Genomic DNA, 18,114 nt, shown 5'->3' on the forward strand with positions numbered 1-18,114 from the left:
CGGAATCCTTTCAAGGGAGAATGGTTTTAAATCAAAAATAAAAAAGCACAGGCCATTTCAGCCTGTGCTTCCAGAAGGTTAACAAATATTATTTGCTAGCTACTTCTTTTCCTTTATAAGTTCCGCATGCTTTACATACGCGGTGTGATAGTTTCATTTCACCACAATTTGGGCATTCTACCATACCAGGAACTTGTAATTTGAAGTGCGTACGACGCAATCTTTTTCTTGTTTTAGATGTTCTTCTAAAAGGTACAGCCATTATTCCCACCTCCTTAACAGGATTTAATCATATTGAAGGCCGGATAATGCCGGTTCTTCGCTATTTTTTCACTTTTTGTCATCTTTTTTAAAGAAGTTCTGCAACGCCGCTAAACGGGGATCAATTTGGTCGATCTTTTCTTGTTCCGTGACGACTTCCCAATCTTTTCCTGATTGCGGTGCAGCTCCCTCAGCATTAGGATTCTCACAGAATACTTGCATTGGGACTTCAAGAAGTATGTGTTCCTTTATAATGGGATCAAGATCCACTACTTCTCCTTTGACATAATGTACATCTTCTTCAAGCTCAAACTCAACGGGCTTTAACATAAATGTTTCTGTTGTTTCTACCTGAAACGGATATGGAACATCCACAAGCGTTCGCGAACAAGGAAGTGTCATCTCACCGGAAATATTCAAATGAAACGTAACCTTCGTCGTGCTGATGTCAGCTCTTCCCGTTACATGAACAGGCTTGATTGCGCGAATTTGAGGTTCAACCTCTTTCGCTTCGCTCATATCCACATATTCATCTAGTTTTAAGCCTTTTTGCTGTAACTTATATAATTGATGTACAGACCATTTCAATTTCATCACCTCAAGGCAACAAAGGTAATTATAGCTTTGGCAGGATTATTTGTCAATATTTTTTCTTTACACTATAATTAACTTGTATTAAGCATTACATACTACTTTACCACGTTTTTTGGCAATTTACCAAAAACAGTTACTTTCATTCGGCCGTCTGGAGCTACTCAAAAGGTCTTCCTCTATATTATAACATTTTTTAATCAAATGAATCGTCACGGAAACTCTTGATTTTACTAAATCCTCCACGGTGATTCACTTGATGAGGTGTCCCAAAAGAACATGATTAGTGTCACTTTATTCCGCTTCAATGGGCGGCAAACTCTGTGCGTCGGAAGTTTCATTTTATTATACAAAGAGGGGAAAATGATGAAGGCTGTTGGAATCATTGTAGAATATAATCCTTTTCACAACGGACATTTTTATCATGTCCAGGAATCTAGAAAACAAACGGAAGCCGATTGTGTTGTCGCTGTTATGAGCGGCCATTTTTTACAGCGCGGTGAACCTGCTCTTGTCTCGAAATGGGCACGAACGAAAATGGCACTTGAAGGCGGGGTCGATATTGTCATTGAACTCCCTTACGCCTTTTCCACCCAGCACGCAGATTTATTTGCAAGCGGCGCCATGTCTATTTTATCTGCTTTGAACGTTGATAGCTTTTGTTTTGGAAGTGAAAACGGAGATATCCAATCCTTTCTTCACGCAGAACGCTTCTACCACAGGCATCACGAAAAAGTATCCCTATACGTTCAAAGAGCCATGGAAGAGGGGTTTAGCTACCCAAGAGCCCTGTCACTTGCTCTAAAAACAGTTGGTGCTTTAGAAAATCTTCTTGATCTATCCCAGCCTAACAATATTTTAGGTTATGCATATATTAAAACTTTGGTCCAAAAAAATTACCCGATAAAACCATATACGATTACACGAATTCAATCTCACTATCATGATGAAGAGCTTTCATCTTCTACTGTAACAAGTGCCACTAGCATCCGCAAAGCTCTTTTTGCCAAAAAATCCAACCTTCAAACGGTGGATCGATATATACCTGAAAGTACAGGGAAGTATTTGCATGAATATTTATTAACCTACGGACTTTACCATGAGTGGGAAAACTATTTTTCCTATTTGAAATATAAATTGTTGACCATGACACCTCAGCAATTGCAAGAGATATATGAAATAGAAGAAGGAATTGAGTATCGACTTTTGCATTATATTAAACAGAGCAAAACTTTTTCTGAGTTTATTCGGTCGGTAAAGAACAAGCGCTATACATGGACAAGATTGCAACGGATGTGTGTCCATATTTTAAATCATACGACAAAAGAACAAATGGAGACAGCGCTTAAAGAACAAACCGCCTCGTATATCCGTCTATTGGGAATGACAAAAAAGGGACAAGCTTATTTAAAGCTCCAAAAGAAAAAACTGGGTCTCCCATTCATTTCCACGTTATCGAAATTTCAACACCCCCAACTAGAGCAAGACATAAAAGCAACGAGCATATACGGGCTGGCACTGCCGGAACCGATACGGTCTAAATTTTTATTTAACGAATATCGAATCCCGCCTATTTTAGTTGATTGAAACCATTTTATATAAAGTGAAACTTCACTTGGCAGGGGCTTTCTGTCTCTCCCCAAGGATTAGATGAACTGATAGGGCAGGTCAAAAGCATATTCTTTATGCTCTTGACCTGCCCTCTTCTTTTATTTCTTTTCTTTTAAAGATTTCAAGTAGTTCACAGCTTCTTCAAATGTATCTACCGGCACGATTTTCATATCCGTATCGATTTTTTTGGCTGTCGCCAAAGCTTCACGATAATTTGAACCCTTGGCTCCATTTTCATTCGGGGCGAAAAAGATTTCTGCCCCCGAGTTGGCAGCCGCTGCAATTTTTTGAGATATGCCGCCAATTGGACCGACACGCCCTTCATCATCAATCGTCCCCGTTCCTGCAATTTCGTATCCTCTCGTTAAGTCCTCTTTCGTAAGCTGGTTGTAAATCTCCAGTGAAAACATCAATCCGGCGGATGGTCCGCCAATTTTCTCTGTATCTATTTTGATATCAGGCTTCACCTTCACTTCTCGATCTGTGACTAATGTGATGCCCAGTCCAACTTTGTTCTTGAATTGCGGGAATGGTGCAACCTTCAGTTCTGCTGCTTGATTGCTTCCGTCCCGCTGGAATTCGATCTTCACCTTATCCCCAAGCTTCTTGTTTGTCACATATTCGACAAATTCTTCGCTCGTCTCAATATTTTTCCCATCAACTTTATATACACGATCTCCTACCTGCAACCTTTCTTCTGCAGGCATGTTAGGAATAATTCCCAGGATATATACACCATGATTTTTAATCTCCACTTTCTTGCCTGCATGCTTATAGGCAATTAATATGGCAGATTCTTTAGAGGTTTCCATCATGTTTAATTGTCTATATGTATATTCCTCGTCATTTTCCCCCTCTTGCCGAATGTCCTGAACAGGGTAAATTTCTTGAAAATCCTGCACACGAGCGAGGGCATAGGCTAAAGGAGTTGCTTTTGCCATGCTGACAGTTGTCAGCATTAAATTTCCCTCTTCTTCGTACCCCCCTTCCACTTTAATAATCGGAGATAAGTCTTGCGCCATGCCGGGCTTTGTTATGTAATATGGCAGAGGATAAAAAGAAAGAATAAAGGCAAGAATCACCCCGCACGTCACAGCGGCTATATTTCTTCTAGATTTCATCTTGTTGTTTCTCCTTCCACTTATCAATCAACACCTGAATTTTCGGTAATTGTTTACGAGCTTCCTCCTCACCGATTGCAATAATTTCTTGGATGTTGGTAAACGCCCTGGAACTGAACATTTCAACATGAGGCCTAATCATAATATTAGAGGCAACCTCTCTGTGTTTCACTAATTCATCCTGCAAAATATCGAGGCTTTGTAAAATCACATCAAATATAGAACTAATTTCCGCGTTGATCTTAACACGGGAAACATCAACACCTATAATAAAATCAGCTCCCATCTCCTTGACTACAGACACCGGTATACGATCCACCACACCACCATCTACTAACAAGCGCCCGTTGATTTTCTCCGGAACAAAAATTCCCGGAATGGAAATGCTGGCCCTCACAGCATCCGCAACAGGTCCCTCACGAAACACCACTTTCTCCCCCGTTTTTAAATCTGTTGTCACAATCGCGATCGGCAAATTTAATTCCTCTATCCGCTTTCCATGAGTAAACACACGCACCAATTCTTTAATCCGATTCCCTGCAATAAACCCCATTTTAGGCACCGTAAAGTCTAAATAATATTTCCGCTTAAATGCTTGAGCAATTTTATATAATCGTTCAACATCCAAACCCGTTCCATAAAATGCAGCAATCAATGCTCCCATACTACTTCCAGCGATATAATCAATCGGAATGGAAGCCTCCGTCAACACTTTAATGACTCCAAGATGAGCAAATCCTCTTGCTCCACCTGACCCAAGCGCCAATCCAATTTTCGGGCCGCTCAATCCACATGCCTCCTTCCGTTGTCCTCTATATTATTCTTATGGTCTAAATCAATCCCCTAAACTCGTATAGTAATATATGTACAAACTTTCCATTGAAGCGCAAAGTGCCCTTAGATGTGATTTTATCACTTTTCTATATACAATGCATGATGGAAGAAAGGATAGGAGGAGTCGTGGTTGAATAAATCGTTTGTTAAAACACTTGCTCTCGCGGTTTCAGCCTCCATATTAGCAAGTGCACTCATTATTTATCCAAAAGAAGCTTTTGATGCATCTATTCGTGGCTTGAACATGTGGTGGACTGTTGTGTTCCCCTCTTTGCTTCCTTTTTTTATTTTCTCAGAAATGCTCATCGGCTTTGGAGTCGTCCGATTTATAGGTGTTTTATTAGAACCCTTTATGCGGCCGTTATTCCGCGTCCCCGGGGTCGGAGGATTCGTCCTGGCTATGGGAATGGCTTCAGGCTTTCCTGCAGGGGCAAAACTAACAGCAAGACTTCGTCAGGAAGGACAGATTACTTCTTCAGAAGCGGAGAGGTTAGTATCATTTACAAACTCGTCAAATCCTTTGTTCATTTTCGGGGCCATTGCGGTCGGTTTTTTCAAAAACCCTAACGTCGGCATCATATTAGCTTTATCTCACTATCTGGGAAACCTTTGTGTCGGTTTCGTAATGAGATTTCACGGGATTAAAAATAAAACAGATGAACGGGAAAAAAGGGCATGCTCTATTAAAAACGCTCTGCTCGAAATGCATGAGACCCGATTGAAAGATAAAAGACCAATTGGCAAACTATTGGGAGATGCCGTTACTTCCTCTATTCAAACTTTACTCATGATTGGCGGATTCATTATTTTGTTCTCTGTGCTAAATCGCTTACTTTCTATCATGAGCATAACCACTATGATAAGCAGCTTCTTCTCTTATCTTTTAACGCTTTTTGGGGTATCAAAAGATTTGAGCCTTCCGCTCATTTCCGGAATATTTGAAATCACCCTTGGCAGCCAGATGACAAGCCAGGTAAACGAGGCCGCATTATGGCAGCAAATCGTGATTGTCAGTTTCATTTTGGCTTTTAGCGGTTTTTCCGTGCAAGCGCAGGTAGCAAGCATTTTATCCGAGACTGACATTCGATTTTCACCTTTTTTTATAGCCCGCCTCTTTCACGGCCTGTTTTCGGTGATATTTTCTCTCTTGCTATGGAAGCCGCTTAGTCCCTATATACTGTCAGCACAGCCGACTGTAAGACCAGCGGAGCCCGATTTCCTGAGTCATACATACTCGTTTGACTTTTTGAATGAATACGTACAAACATGCATTCAGTACGGTCCGTTGCTAACCATTTTTTCTCTTTGCCTCTACATTCACCTGCGTGTAAATAGATGGAAAACAAATTAACTCCCATATGAAAAAGCTTGCCATAGAAATTAGGCAAGCTTTTTCATATACAAACTGGGTTGTGAAAGAACAATGTTAATTTACACTATTTTGATTCATTCGTTCGAAATGAAAACGTTGAGAAAATACTTTTTCTCCGTATGGGCCAAAAATTAACACTAAAATTCAGTACAGCCTACAAATTAAATTTTTTAAGCAACGCTTCTTCTACAATCGGAGGAACCAGTTCGGAAACATCTCCCCCATATTTAGCAACTTCCTTTACGATACTCGAGCTCAAAAAGGAATATTGGTTGTTTGTCATCATAAACAGCGTTTCAATATTCTTTTCGATGACACGGTTAACAGACGTAATTTGCATTTCATATTCAAAATCAGAGACAGCACGCAATCCACGCAAAATGGTATTTGCTTGTTTATTCTTGGCGTATTCCATGAGCAAACCGCTGTGGGATTCCACTTTTACATTGGGAATGGAACTTGTGACTTCTTTTAACAATTCCACACGCTCTTCCACAGTAAATAAAGGATTTTTGCCTGCATTATTTAAGACTGCCACATAGACTGTATCAAATACTTTTGCCCCTCTTTTAATAATATCCAGATGACCGTTTGTAACCGGATCAAAACTCCCCGGACAAATTGCAATACTCCCCATTCTGCTTCCCCCTTATTATGACAAAGCCTTTCGTTTCTCAATCGCTATACTGATAAATAGAAATGGCCGTAATTCCATATACCTCAAACTTCACTTTTGAAAAGCGTCCGATTTGATCAGGAAGGCCAACATCATTGTCATGCTCCGCAACAATTACTCCTTCTTTTGATAATAATCGCTGCCCATCAATCATTTCGATAAGCGTTTTCAATTTTTGGGCTTTATATGGCGGATCCAGTAAAATTAAATCAAACATCATTTCTCGCTTTTGGACGGCCTTCAATGCTCTTTCAGCATCATTTCGATACACTTCAGCTCGATCTTCGAAGCCGCATACCGCTAAATTTGCCTTAATCGTTTGAATCGCTTTCCCATCCCGATCAACAAAAATCATTTTATCAAAACCGCGGCTCAATGCTTCAATGCCTAGTCCCCCGCTGCCACCAAACAAGTCAAGACCGATTCCTCCGGTAAAATAAGGACCAATCATATTAAAAATGGCTTCTTTTACTTTATCTGTTGTTGGGCGTGTTGTCATGCCAGGTACGGCTTTTAATGGCCGTCCTTTGCAGTTTCCTGATACTACTCTCATTCTTATCACTACCTCATATGTTTACTATATAAATCCAAATTAATTTTTTTAACATTTGCTATCGATCCTTCCCCTATTCACGCCTTCTTGTTCTTACATCTTGAATACGTGAAAAAGGTTCTCGTAAAGCCTTCGACCAAGATCCGTAAGGGAAATGGGCGAAGGCTCATACCTAAAGAATGTAACATGGATGGTTTTTATCCCTGTTCTATTCTTTAGGTGGATTTATATACATATTCTTTCCTATCCTAACATAAAAACCCTTCATACGCCTAGTAAAAATCGTCCTTATATGCATCGATGACAAAAAATTTTATTGTTATGTATAGGCCTACATGAAATGGTCATACTTAATAGTAACAACATCTCGATGGGATGTTGTTGCCAACCGCGGAGAAGACTTACGTTTCCCCATAAGTTCTTCCTCCGGTTTCTCCTCTCCCTTTGCCTTCTTAATTTGATTGACAACTCATATGTGTTGTTGATTAACGTTGGAAGGGCCCTGCAGCGTAAGTTGCAGGGTTTTTTTCTGTTTACTCTCCCCTTTTTCAATGGTACATTTATCATAAAGGAAACTTCCATCAGTGGGGATCTTGCTGGCCGTTAATGCGGGATAACTGTTTTTGGATTGAAGGAGGTCTTTTATGATACAGCGTTTTATTGAACTCGGAGAAGGATATTCAGATATATATGAGCTTTTTGAACTTGCAAAAAGCAATCAGCATCGTTTAGCCCACCTGATGATGTTACAAACTACAAAAGGGGACAAGTCAGCGGCTTCGTTTGTCGTGGTGCTTCATCCAACTGCTGAAGGAGATTTCCAGCCATTATATATATGCCGTGAAGGAATCACGTACACACCTGGAAAATCGAGCAAACGAATCCGGTTATTTGAGCAATTAGCAGAAGAACTGAACAAAAACATCATTACTTTAGATGTTAAGCCTTCTACAATATTTGCTGAGAAGGAGCTTTACTATCAACATTTAATAGGTATTCTACGCATGAACCGCTACATTCCGTTCATGCAATAAACATAAAGGGATGGCGAGCAGTTTCGCCATCCCTTTATGTTTAGATCCCTAATTTATAATCATATTCTTTTGCTTTATCGGGTTTAGAGTTCTCAAACTCGGTTTTCAAATACGGCTTGTAAGAAGGTTGGACATTTTTCACAAACGGAAGGGATTGCAGTTTTTTCATTACCGCCTCTGCCTCATCCATATTCACGTACAATACAACATACTTTAAATCCTTTGATACGTAGTGAACATTTCCATATCTCCTCAATGCCTTTGCCTGTTTTACAGAATGTATATAAACAATTAAGCCTTGTCGTTCCACAAACATAGCCAATCCCCTTTAACCTAACTTTATATCAGTCTAGCATATCGTTTTTATGTATGGCAATAACCATTCATCATTTCAATTATTCTGCATATGTATGATAAAACGTTAGTTTCATTTCATCCTGCGTAAAAGGTGAGAACAAAATGTTAGAAGAAGTATGGAATACTTTCCTGATCCAATTGCAGCGGCATCCTCATGTCAGAACTTGTACAAAAAAAGTGATTGCCGGTATTCCCTTTATCTATATTGAATTTGCTCTTCCCGATACACCACAATTAAAAATAGATGAGGCGATTGCCGCCTCATCCAAACAAGCTATTCAAGGAAAGTCCATCACATTCGACACCGTTTTCGTTCGTTCAGAAAAAAACCTTTTAATTTACAGGCATCGTTTTTATGTTCCGCAGCAAAAAATGTTTTGCTGCGGAAATGTATGCAGTGATTGCACCCGTTTTAAACAATGAATGCTTTCGTAAACATTTTTTCTTGCTTAACGGTCCAAAAACCTTATAAATAACATGGCCTTTAGAAAAGGGCCTCAACAATAAATGGCAGTCTTACTTCGAGCTGCAGCCACAGCTGCCGCCCGCTCCACAACCGCCTCCACAACTGGAAAGCGAATCGAAAAATGGATTTCCAGTTGGCACTTTTATATATTCGGAAACAGATTTACCGAGCAATACACTCACTTCATCCAGCAGCTTTTGCACTTCATTTTCTGCTTTCTTAAATGCAGCCACTTTTTCATTTAAGTCTACCGCACGCTTTAAATAGCGAATCTCTTTTGTCACCATCTCGTAGTCCGGGTGGTATTTACCAAACCTTTGGACTTCATCATATCGTTCCTTCATCTGTACAAACTGCGAAATTAAACGCTGTGCTTCCTTGTCTTGCTTTAATTTATTTAAACTGTGACGATATTGCACTCCAATTTCAGAGTGAACGATCATCTGGGCAATCGCTTCAGATTCTTCAAGTATGTCAACTAATTCTAATGTTGCGAGCATGTTGCATGCTTCACCTCCTTTTTCATTTTACCATGAAATAAACCTAGATGAAAAATAAAAGAAAGAGGAAGCTTCCGCCTGCATAAAGAACATGCAGGAAAAGACCTCCTCCAAAAAAAGAACCGTCATGAAAGATCGAGAAAAATCAAGGGTTTCATTTCAATTTAAAATAGGAAAACATCTTTTAAAGCTTATACAGCAAATCTTGGGTAACATTTTAACTGCTAGATGACCACTTCAAATGTTTTACTTAAACCATAGCTTTTCTTACTGCTTTTCATTAATTCCAATTGGATTGTATGTTTTCCAGGCGCAAGATTTTTAATAATGAAAGCGGCTTGGGAGATGGGCTCCATTCTCTTGCCATCTACATAAAGCTGCAAATAACCTTTTCCATCTTGAGTGTTTTGTCCCGTTTCTGCAAATGAAAAATTGTTTACAATACACTCTACATATACATTGTTTCCTCTTACATGCTGATGAACGATCATGGATCGATTGGAAGAAGATTTTAAGGTTTCCACCGCTTCTTCTTTTGTTTGGACAACGTTCATAGGAACCACTTCCATACGTGTTTCAGGCTTTGGCTTATCATTGCTGCATGCTCCGAGCAATAAAGCAGCTAAACAAATCGAAACAGGAATACGCAAACACCATCACTCCTTTGAGCATAGTGTTTGCCAGTTTGTTGATTTTTATCAATAGGAGATTGATTATGAGCTAGCCCTGTTGTCTCATTGCTTGGTACATATGAAGCATCATATTGGCCATTTCAACGGAAGAGGTAAACTTTTGAACTTTATCTGGAATGGTTTGTTTAAAATAATTCATAGAAGCCAGTTCAAACTGCTCCAATTCATTTGGATTTCTTGTTAACCTACGATACCAGATCGGCTGTTCCCTTAAAAACTGAATCAGTTTTGGTTTCGACCGCAAGTATTCGTACACGTTTTTTCGCATATCTTATCCATCCTAATCTTTTCGAAAACCAAATGGGTGTTGGGGAGCTGATGAACCGGAACCGCCAGAAGGTTTATTCGGCTGGAATTGTTGGATTACTTGCTGAATATTTGCAATGGCTGAATTGACATTTGCAATATGATGCTGCATCTGATTGACATCCATGTTTTTTAACGATTGAAAAACTTTCCCCAAAAAGTCATTTTTTTCTTCATTTTTTTCTTCACTTTTCTCTTCTTTTACTGCTCGCTCATCCCGATACTGTTTCCATGTTGGATCATCTTCACCAAACAAATACCAGTCTTCATATAATTCTTGCCAAGTTTTCCGTTCGGCTCGCACTTCTTTTACAAGTTTTGGGTATCTTTTGACAAACTCTTTAAATTGGGCAATGGACGGATGGAGCTCTTTTGTTGTTTTACTCATTCCAACTCACCTCGTATGTCATTAGCCTACTATATTGTAGGCAATTAAACAGAAAAGGTGCGCCCATTTTTATGAATGCATAAAAAATAGGTAAGAAGAATTGAAATGATACTAAGCCAAAATGTAAAATAGCCAATTTGCGCTATATATTCATCCAGCATGCTATAGCGGGGCATCATGAAAAATACATAATCAATGACATCATTATGTAAGGTCCAGATGGCCGTCACAGCGAGATGAATCGGCTTGATGCGGTAAAATGGGGCGTAAAGCAATCCCTGAACAGCCATTCCTAAATGGGAAAGGATAAGCATCAATCCAACAATACCCAATGAACCTGTTACAGCATAGACTAATAAGTTCATGACAACAGCCCAAATACCGTATTTAAATAAAGTAACGATGGCCAGTGCTTCAAACAACGGAAAATTTCGTTTCAATAAAAACCCCACGAGAACAATGACAAAAAATAAGCTTGCCGTCGGGCTGTCAGGCACAAATGCCAAAAATTTTGGAGGAGTATCCGCCAGTTGACTCCCATACCAAATATAGCCGTATACCGTACCTAAAACATTGATGAGCAGCATTAACGATAAAAAGCGTTTATCCTTTAATATGTATGTAATCCAGTACATGCGCATCCCTCTCTTTTATCAGTTCTTTTCGATTATGTATGGATTTGTTGAAGAAACAAGTTGATTTTTACATTTTTGACAGAAATGGATGGAGAAACAACATATCTCAATATAGCTTTTATAATAAGCTAAACCCCCTGCTAATAAAAGCAGAGGGTTTGTATGCGCTTTATTCTTGCTTTCCGATACTTGCAATAAATTCTGATAATGTTTTCAACTCTTCGTCCGTTCCTTTAAAGACACCAGGAGGCATATTGCCTTTACCATTCTTCGCTACATTAGCGATTTCTTCCGGAGAAAGTTTAACTTCGGTTAAAGCCGGTGCTGCAGGACCACCTTGAAGGTTTTCACCATGACATGTTAAACATGTTTGTTTTTCCATGATTTTATATCCATCAGCCTCTTTGTCAATGGCTACTTCTTTTACAATTTTACCCTGGGCTTTTGCCGCTTCCCAATCATGGGTGACAACAGATTCCCAGGTTAAGTAGAAGATAGAAGCCAGAGCTAAAAGCATGAATCCTGTCGCAAGCGGACGCTTGGAAGGACGACGCTCAGGACCGCGATCAATGAACGGAGCCAGTAGTAATGCACCAAATGCGATTCCCGGCATGATGAATGCACCGATTACGTTATATGGACCAGATGCATATGAATACTTTAATAATTGGTACAAGAATAAGAAATACCAGTCTGGTAGCGGAATATATCCTGTATCCGTAGGGTCAGCGATACGCTCCAGCGGTGATGGGTGGGCTACTGTTAAACATAAGTAACCAATCAAGAATACTGCACCTACCATCCATTCTTTTAACAAGAAGTTTGGCCAGAAAGCTTCTGTTTTTCCTGGATATTCAGAGTAATCTTTCGGAATATTCGGTTTTCTTACGGCTGGAACACGCGAATCTCCGACAAATTTCATCCCTTTGCCTCGATGCATTTCTTTTTCTCCCTCCTTTTGTTGTAGGGTGATACGTTTGTACTTTCATATTTTCCATAACTGCTGAATTTTATAGTGGACCAGAAATACCTTGCTTACGAATCATTAAGAAGTGGGCTCCCATTAAACCAAGTAAGGCTCCCGGTAAGAAGAATACGTGAATCGCGAAGAAACGTGTCAATGTTTGAGCCCCGACGATTTCAGGGTGACCCGCCAGCAGCGTTTTCACTTGCACACCAATGAGCGGCGTAGATTCCGCAATCTGTAAACCTACCTTTGTCGCGAAGAGCGCTTTCATATCCCAAGGTAAAAGATAACCCGTGAAACCTAAACCTAACATTACGAAGAAAATAAGAACACCGACAATCCAGTTTAATTCACGTGGTTTTTTGTATGCCCCTTGGAAGAAGACGCGAAGTGTATGTAAAAACATCATAACGATAACTAAACTTGCTCCCCAGTGATGCATCCCACGTACAATTTGTCCGAAAGCGACTTCATTTTGTAAGTAATAGACAGACTCCCAGGCGTTTTTAATATCTGGTACATAGTACATTGTCAAAAACATGCCTGACAGGATTTGAATGACTGTCACGAAAAAGGTTAAACCGCCGAAACAGTAGACAAATGCTGAAAAATGGTGAGCCGGGTTAACATGTTCTGGTACTTCATGATCTGCAATATCGCGCCACAAAGGCGTAATATCCAGACGTTCATCAACCCAGTCATAAATTTTATTTAACATGTAATTACGCCCCCTCTCTCGGTTTGGCTTTGCCTAAATATAAAGTACCGTCCTTTACCTTTTGCACATAAATATCCAGTCCTTTGACCGGCGGCGTTCCAGGCACGTTTTTGCCATCCTTCGTATAAAGCCCCCCATGACATGGACAATAGAAATGATTTGGCTTTTTCTTGTCGCCGTTCCAGTTTACGGTACAGCCAAGATGCTTACACACTGGTGATAATGCAACAATTTCCCCTTTGTCGTTCTTGTAAACCCAAGCAGATCTAGGCTCGTCTGCTTCATGCCATGCATCGACTACTTTTACTTTAAAGTCGAAACGCTGCGGTTCATTCGTAATGTCTTTGACTTGTGTAACCGCCACCAAATCCTGTCCGGCAGTTGGGCGCAACACAGGGTCTAAGGCAAAACGAACCATCGGCATTAACATACCAGCAGCCATGAATCCACCAACACCAGTTAGGGTATAATTCAAAAATTGTCTTCTTGATACCCGATGCTTTTTCTCGCTCATGCTTTTCCCCCCTCTATAAAAAGTTGAGTCCATCTGGACACACCATGAACATATAAAACTAGGACATTCTCATGATATATCAATATTTATCCAAGGTCAATACAGTCATTTGGTTTAAACTTGGCAAACATGTGACTTTTTCTATTTTTATCATATTTTTACATATTTTCATATGAAAGCAATTACAATTTTAACCTTGCCATTTATCGATAAAAAGTGGAATGAGCTGTTTCACTTGCTCTTGGATTACCTTAAATTTATATTGAGCGTCTAAATTTTCTAAAGGAAGTGCCGGAAGCCATAAAAGCATGCTTTGTAATTCTAGTTCTATTTCTCTCCATTCATTGTCGCTTGTCATGAGAAAAATATGCTGGAATCCTTGTTCTTGTAAATGCTGAACCCACTTTACTATTTCATTTTTATACGTTTGGACATTTTCGCCTTTTAAATAGGTAAAGGAAGGAAGCAGCATTACTCTTCCTTTGAATTGGCGCTCCATTTCCTGTGTAAGTGCGAAAATGTACTCTCCCATCGCTGCAGTAGATTTCACGTTGGTTTTGAAATCAAGAGGAATCATCGGGATTAACACGGTGTCTACGTAATCCCTTTCTTTTAAAAACATATCTACATCTTCTGTTATCCATTTCATACACGGCCACCTCTTTCAAAGTTGTACAGTATGTAACATATCATAAATTCTTTCCAAAAAGAAGAAACAATCACGGTCCCAACACGAGAATATTTCACTATGCAGGACTGCCTCACCTCAGCGAAAAATCGCCTTTCACCTGACTAAAAAGCAAGGTGAAAGGCGATTTTCCGATTGTTCTTCATCTTTATCCGATTTCTATCTTTTTAACCTAAAAGGAGAGACCCGCCCAGGTCTCTCCTTTCTATGAGGAACGATAATGTTTGTTCAAATAATCCGTTAGCCGTTTAAATTCTTCCTCATCGTGGTTATCGAGCGCCTCATCAATAAGCTCCATAATTTTGGAACGCTGGAAAGACAGAATGGATTCCTCCAGGATTTTTTCCACCAGGACCCGATCCTTCTCATTTGCCTGTATATTTTTTGGCATATACGGGTTTTCTTCCAACACAGCGACGTATTGAGGAGATAAAAAAGAAGAACGAAAATTTAATTGAATGTAAATATCTTCATCCCTGTTTAAACGGATGTCATGAAATGATTTCTCTGCATCTGTTGTCATAACATTTTCCTTATAAAAACGGAATGGCGGGTCATCTACACAGTGTGTAGACATAATCATTCCCCTTGGACAAAATTGTGCTTGTTCTACGAAGTGGACTTTCCTCATTAATTGATCGTGACTCATCAAATAATTCAATATCCAGACGCATTCACGACGCTTCAATTGATAATTCGTTAAAAACCAACGAACAAACTCTTTTTTCTCGTTGACAGAAACAGGGGTGGCCATCTCTACTTCCCTCCTCTGTTTTAAATCTTTAGGAATACATATTCCACATGAATGAAAAAAAATCCTTTGAACTATTATTTATTCTTCTAATTGAAAAAGTATGTCTTGAATTTCCACTGACGCTGGATCCAATTCTAAAAGCTTGTTAAATACTTCTTTTGCTTTTTCACGCTGTCCTTCCTCTAACAAAAAATAACCGTAGTCTTCCAAAAAAGCATGTTGATCTTTAAATAAATTATATGCCGTTTCGTAATGTTTTAATGCATCTTCATATTGTTCCGTTTCCTGATATGCTTTTGCCAAATCCCATTCAAAGTGCGGATCATATTCATTATAACTGATGGCTGTTTGAATATTGTCGATTACACTCTCATATCTTTCCTGACTGAAAAACAACTTTGATAAAGTTAAAATCGCTTCAATGTAGCCGGGATCCAGGGCGATGGCCTGTTTAAATGCTTCTTCCGCCTGCTCTTCTTTCCCAAGCTTTAAGGCTATTTTCCCTTTATACATAAACAGCTCTTTATTAAATTCATCTTGAGAAATTCCTTCTGTTATCACTTGGTATGCTTCGTTTAACATGTCCTCATGTTCATACGCTTTAGCTAAATGCAAATAGAGAGAATGGTATTCGGGATCGATTTCTTTCAATTCATTAAATTTTTCGATTGCCGTTTGATAATATTCCCCTTGCAGAGCAGCAAATGCATATTCAAACAATGTATTGATCTCTAATTTGTTTTTTAATGCTTCATCGAAATGAGGCAATGATTCTTCAAATTGCCCCATCGCGCATAAACATTCGGCCAAACGCTGATGCAAGTCGACTCCATTGAAAGAACCCTGATTTTGTTTTAATAAAGAATGGTAGTAAGATACAGCCTTGTTATATTGCCCAATACTTAAATAAAACTCTGCTAGACCGAAATCAATAACAGGTTCATGCGGGAGCAGTTTCTTTGCTTTTAAAAGCTTCGCTTCACTCACTTCGTTCAATCCCTGCATTTGATAAAGATCGGCAAGCAGCAATAAGGACTGTACATAGATAGGGTCATCACTTTCTATGTCATTCAACAGCTCAATTGCCTGCTCTTCATCATCACGGTCAATGAGAATTTCTGCCTTTAAAAGAAGAAGCTCCCCTTCCAGCGGGAAAAACTCCAACAGTTCATCGATGATTTCAAGCGCGTCATTTACTAACCCCCAGCTATATAACTTTTCTGCTATAAGAAACTTTTCTTCCGGCGATGCCTCTTTTTTAATTTGATGAAGCAGATTCAGCCCTTTCTCTACTTCATCGTTTTCAATATAAGAAATTGCCTTTTCTAATTCCGTCATTATTCAATCTCCCTTTAATACCAGACTCTTTATTCTTTCCATAACGATATATATCAGCGAAACTCCCGAGGTCCAAGATGTCATAAAATAGATTGTCTTAAAAGTGAATCCTTTACAGTTTTTCTGATACCCGAAAGGCTTATAGTAAGATTTTGTTAAAAAACAATGTTAGCTTTAACATGTTTGGCTCATTCGTTCAACATGTTCATTTCACATCAAACTTTAACATAGCTTATAGTAAAAGATATGTTTATGATAATGGACAATCGTCATTTATTCAACTATTCTACATAATCGCCAGAAAGCAACCGATTTCCTCCCTTAAAAGAAAAATAACCGTGCGTAAAACACACGGTCATTTTTTCACAACAAGATTTTGCAGATGCTCAAAAAACGGAGGATACGATACAGCAATGGCCTGATCATTTTGAAGTGCCATCTTACCGTCAGCTATACAAGCAGCAATGGCCAGCATCATACCGATACGGTGATCACCATGACTGTCTACAAGATCACCATGAAGCTTTGTTTTGCCTTCAATGATCATGCCGTCCTCAGTCGGTGTGATACGGGCACCGAGTTTTTCCAGTTCAGTCGCTACCGTATCAATCCGATTCGTTTCTTTTACTTTTAATTCTTGGGCATCTTTAATAATCGTTTTTCCATCCGCTTGAGTAGCGAGCAATGCGATGATCGGGATTTCATCAATAAGACGCGGGATGATGTCCCCGCCTATTTCAATTCCTTTTAAATCGGAAGTAGAAATCACAAGATCCCCTACCGGTTCCCCGTTCCTGATTTCTTCATTTCGGATTTCTAGATTGGCTCCCATTTCCTTTAGAACATCAATGATGCCTGTACGTGTCGGATTGAGCCCCACATTATGTAATTCAATACGGCTGTTAGGCACGACAGCACCTGCCACAAGAAAGAAGGCAGCAGAGGAAATATCGCCGGGTACATGAATCGTTGTCGCTTTAAGCGGCTGTCCTCCCTCAACCGATACTGTATTGCCATCTACCTCCACTTGAACGCCAAAAGCTTGCAGCATGCGTTCTGTATGATCACGTGATTTTTCCGGTTCTGTTACACTCGTTTTCCCTTCTGCACTCAAGCCGGCCAATAAGAGAGCAGATTTGACCTGGGCGCTGGCAACAGGTGAATGATAATGGATTCCCTTCAATGTCCCTCCTCGTATAGAAAGAGGTGTAAACTGGCCATTTTCGCGCCCATCGATTTTGGCCCCCATTGAACGGAGAGGAACCGTGACACGTCCCATCGGTCTTTTTGCGATGGAATCATCGCCGATTAAACAGGCGTGAAACGGCAAGCCTGATAAGATCCCTAAAATAAGTCTCGTTGTAGTACCTGAATTTCCGACATTTAAAATTTCTGAAGGCTCTTTAAGACCTGCTATTCCTTTTCCTTCTACTTCCACATAATTGTTTTCTTGAACAATTGAAACACCCATTTTACGAAAACAGTCAATGGTACTTAAACAATCTTCACCCGGAAGAAAGTGATGGATCGTTGTTTTTCCTTCCGCAAGCGCTCCGAACATCACGGCGCGATGAGAAATGGATTTATCTCCTGGAACGGAAATCCTCCCTTGAAGACCATCAATATTTGTAAGCAATGTGCGTTGCTGCATCAATAAACACCGTCCTTCTTCATTTTTTATGACAGTCCATGTTCAGGATGCCGGTCCGAAAGTATGTTTTTTGTACTTTTAAACCAG

23 protein-coding genes are annotated in these 18,114 nt (G+C 39.6%); 4 read left to right on the forward strand and 19 right to left on the reverse strand.

Annotation, left to right across the window (positions count from 1 at the left end; genetic code table 11):
* Positions 1-88: 88 nt before the first annotated feature.
* Both rpmF and ACFOU2_RS03910 read right to left on the reverse strand, forming a co-directional pair.
* Entirely contained in the window at positions 89-262 is a 174-nt protein-coding gene (gene rpmF, locus ACFOU2_RS03905; protein WP_377912389.1) for a 50S ribosomal protein L32, read from the reverse strand.
* Between the two features lie 68 nt (positions 263-330).
* A complete protein-coding gene (locus tag ACFOU2_RS03910) occupies positions 331-849 on the reverse strand; it encodes a YceD family protein (RefSeq protein ID WP_377912391.1) in 519 nt (172 codons plus the stop codon).
* Positions 850-1,218: 369 nt separating this feature from the next.
* On the opposite strand from ACFOU2_RS03910, the gene ACFOU2_RS03915 reads away from it, so the two are divergent.
* Positions 1,219-2,439: a nucleotidyltransferase gene (locus tag ACFOU2_RS03915; RefSeq protein WP_377913568.1), complete on the forward strand. Its 1,221-nt coding sequence runs from the start codon at positions 1,219-1,221 to the stop codon at positions 2,437-2,439.
* A gap of 122 nt (positions 2,440-2,561) precedes the next feature.
* Here the strand turns inward: ACFOU2_RS03915 and ACFOU2_RS03920 are convergent, their stop codons facing one another.
* Entirely contained in the window at positions 2,562-3,584 is a 1,023-nt protein-coding gene (locus ACFOU2_RS03920; RefSeq protein WP_377912393.1) for a SepM family pheromone-processing serine protease, read from the reverse strand.
* A complete protein-coding gene (locus tag ACFOU2_RS03925; RefSeq protein ID WP_377912395.1) occupies positions 3,574-4,371 on the reverse strand; it encodes a patatin-like phospholipase family protein in 798 nt (265 codons plus the stop codon). Before ACFOU2_RS03925 ends, ACFOU2_RS03920 begins: the two co-directional genes overlap by 11 nt.
* A 177-nt stretch (positions 4,372-4,548) precedes the next feature.
* Here ACFOU2_RS03925 and ylbJ point away from each other — a divergent pair, with 177 nt between their 5' ends.
* Positions 4,549-5,769 carry a sporulation integral membrane protein YlbJ gene (gene ylbJ, locus ACFOU2_RS03930; protein WP_377912397.1) on the forward strand — a complete coding sequence of 407 codons (1,221 nt, stop codon included), beginning with the start codon at positions 4,549-4,551 and terminating at the stop codon, positions 5,767-5,769.
* Between the two features lie 175 nt (positions 5,770-5,944).
* On the opposite strand, the gene coaD is transcribed toward ylbJ, so the two are convergent.
* Positions 5,945-6,427 (reverse strand): pantetheine-phosphate adenylyltransferase, encoded by a 483-nt coding sequence (gene coaD, locus ACFOU2_RS03935; RefSeq protein ID WP_377912399.1) that lies wholly within the window; start codon positions 6,425-6,427, stop codon positions 5,945-5,947.
* A gap of 37 nt (positions 6,428-6,464) precedes the next feature.
* Positions 6,465-7,019, reverse strand: a complete 555-nt coding sequence (rsmD, locus tag ACFOU2_RS03940) for a 16S rRNA (guanine(966)-N(2))-methyltransferase RsmD (protein ID WP_377912401.1) — start codon at positions 7,017-7,019, stop codon at positions 6,465-6,467.
* 644 nt (positions 7,020-7,663) lie between these two features.
* On the opposite strand from rsmD, the gene ACFOU2_RS03945 reads away from it, so the two are divergent.
* Entirely contained in the window at positions 7,664-8,053 is a 390-nt protein-coding gene (locus ACFOU2_RS03945) for a DUF7147 family protein (protein WP_377912403.1), read from the forward strand.
* A gap of 40 nt (positions 8,054-8,093) precedes the next feature.
* Here the strand turns inward: ACFOU2_RS03945 and ACFOU2_RS03950 are convergent, their stop codons facing one another.
* Positions 8,094-8,369, reverse strand: coding sequence for a YlbG family protein (locus ACFOU2_RS03950; RefSeq protein WP_377912405.1), 276 nt, complete (start codon positions 8,367-8,369; stop codon positions 8,094-8,096).
* Between the two features lie 143 nt (positions 8,370-8,512).
* On the opposite strand from ACFOU2_RS03950, the gene ACFOU2_RS03955 reads away from it, so the two are divergent.
* The gene (locus ACFOU2_RS03955) at positions 8,513-8,833 is read left to right on the forward strand and encodes a hypothetical protein (protein ID WP_377912407.1); all 321 of its coding nucleotides are present in this window, start codon (positions 8,513-8,515) and stop codon (positions 8,831-8,833) included.
* A 93-nt stretch (positions 8,834-8,926) separates the two neighbouring features.
* On the opposite strand, the gene ACFOU2_RS03960 is transcribed toward ACFOU2_RS03955, so the two are convergent.
* The 12 genes from ACFOU2_RS03960 to aroA form a co-directional block, all read right to left on the reverse strand.
* The gene (locus ACFOU2_RS03960; RefSeq protein WP_377912409.1) at positions 8,927-9,376 is read right to left on the reverse strand and encodes a YlbF family regulator; all 450 of its coding nucleotides are present in this window, start codon (positions 9,374-9,376) and stop codon (positions 8,927-8,929) included.
* Positions 9,377-9,600: 224 nt separating this feature from the next.
* Positions 9,601-10,026 carry a hypothetical protein gene (locus tag ACFOU2_RS03965; protein ID WP_377912411.1) on the reverse strand — a complete coding sequence of 142 codons (426 nt, stop codon included), beginning with the start codon at positions 10,024-10,026 and terminating at the stop codon, positions 9,601-9,603.
* Between the two features lie 70 nt (positions 10,027-10,096).
* The gene (locus ACFOU2_RS03970; protein WP_377912413.1) at positions 10,097-10,336 is read right to left on the reverse strand and encodes a YlbE-like family protein; all 240 of its coding nucleotides are present in this window, start codon (positions 10,334-10,336) and stop codon (positions 10,097-10,099) included.
* Positions 10,337-10,348: 12 nt separating this feature from the next.
* Positions 10,349-10,762 (reverse strand): YlbD family protein, encoded by a 414-nt coding sequence (gene ylbD, locus ACFOU2_RS03975; protein WP_377912415.1) that lies wholly within the window; start codon positions 10,760-10,762, stop codon positions 10,349-10,351.
* A gap of 44 nt (positions 10,763-10,806) precedes the next feature.
* Positions 10,807-11,397: a DUF1405 domain-containing protein gene (locus ACFOU2_RS03980; RefSeq protein ID WP_377912417.1), complete on the reverse strand. Its 591-nt coding sequence runs from the start codon at positions 11,395-11,397 to the stop codon at positions 10,807-10,809.
* Between the two features lie 169 nt (positions 11,398-11,566).
* On the reverse strand, positions 11,567-12,337 hold the full coding sequence (locus tag ACFOU2_RS03985) for a menaquinol-cytochrome c reductase cytochrome b/c subunit (RefSeq protein WP_377912419.1): 771 nt from the start codon (positions 12,335-12,337) through the stop codon (positions 11,567-11,569).
* Positions 12,338-12,407: 70 nt separating this feature from the next.
* Positions 12,408-13,082 carry a menaquinol-cytochrome c reductase cytochrome b subunit gene (qcrB, locus tag ACFOU2_RS03990; protein ID WP_377912421.1) on the reverse strand — a complete coding sequence of 225 codons (675 nt, stop codon included), beginning with the start codon at positions 13,080-13,082 and terminating at the stop codon, positions 12,408-12,410.
* A 4-nt stretch (positions 13,083-13,086) separates the two neighbouring features.
* Positions 13,087-13,596 (reverse strand): QcrA and Rieske domain-containing protein, encoded by a 510-nt coding sequence (locus tag ACFOU2_RS03995; protein ID WP_377913570.1) that lies wholly within the window; start codon positions 13,594-13,596, stop codon positions 13,087-13,089.
* A 190-nt stretch (positions 13,597-13,786) separates the two neighbouring features.
* Positions 13,787-14,245, reverse strand: a complete 459-nt coding sequence (locus ACFOU2_RS04000) for a YpiF family protein (RefSeq protein WP_377912423.1) — start codon at positions 14,243-14,245, stop codon at positions 13,787-13,789.
* 244 nt (positions 14,246-14,489) lie between these two features.
* On the reverse strand, positions 14,490-15,038 hold the full coding sequence (locus ACFOU2_RS04005; protein ID WP_377912425.1) for a ReoY family proteolytic degradation factor: 549 nt from the start codon (positions 15,036-15,038) through the stop codon (positions 14,490-14,492).
* Positions 15,039-15,116: 78 nt separating this feature from the next.
* Positions 15,117-16,376 carry a tetratricopeptide repeat protein gene (locus tag ACFOU2_RS04010; protein WP_377912427.1) on the reverse strand — a complete coding sequence of 420 codons (1,260 nt, stop codon included), beginning with the start codon at positions 16,374-16,376 and terminating at the stop codon, positions 15,117-15,119.
* A gap of 355 nt (positions 16,377-16,731) precedes the next feature.
* A complete protein-coding gene (gene aroA / locus ACFOU2_RS04015) occupies positions 16,732-18,027 on the reverse strand; it encodes a 3-phosphoshikimate 1-carboxyvinyltransferase (RefSeq protein ID WP_377912429.1) in 1,296 nt (431 codons plus the stop codon).
* Positions 18,028-18,114: the final 87 nt, after the last annotated feature.

The sequence above is a fragment of the Bacillus songklensis genome (assembly GCF_042649685.1).
Taxonomy (GTDB): domain Bacteria; phylum Bacillota; class Bacilli; order Bacillales; family Bacillaceae_H; genus Bacillus_BA; species Bacillus_BA songklensis.